The following is a 421-nucleotide window of genomic DNA, read 5'->3' on the forward strand; positions in this document are numbered from 1 at the left end:
TTCTACCCCCCTCTACGAGACTCAAGCCTGCCAGTTTCGGATGCAGTTCCCAGGTTGAGCCCGGGGATTTCACATCCGACTTGACAGACCGCCTGCGTGCGCTTTACGCCCAGTAATTCCGATTAACGCTTGCACCCTCCGTATTACCGCGGCTGCTGGCACGGAGTTAGCCGGTGCTTCTTCTGCGAGTAACGTCAATTGATGAGCGTATTAAACTCACCACCTTCCTCCTCGCTGAAAGTACTTTACAACCCGAAGGCCTTCTTCATACACGCGGCATGGCTGCATCAGGCTTGCGCCCATTGTGCAATATTCCCCACTGCTGCCTCCCGTAGGAGTCTGGACCGTGTCTCAGTTCCAGTGTGGCTGGTCATCCTCTCAGACCAGCTAGGGATCGTCGCCTAGGTGAGCCGTTACCCCA

1 rRNA gene is annotated in these 421 nt (G+C 56.1%); it reads right to left on the reverse strand.

Features of this window, described 5'->3' with window-relative positions:
• Positions 1-421, reverse strand: a 16S ribosomal RNA gene (locus ET34_RS0102505); the annotation flags it as partial.

This window comes from Siccibacter colletis (assembly GCF_000696575.1).
Classification (GTDB): Bacteria; Pseudomonadota; Gammaproteobacteria; order Enterobacterales; family Enterobacteriaceae; genus Siccibacter; species Siccibacter colletis.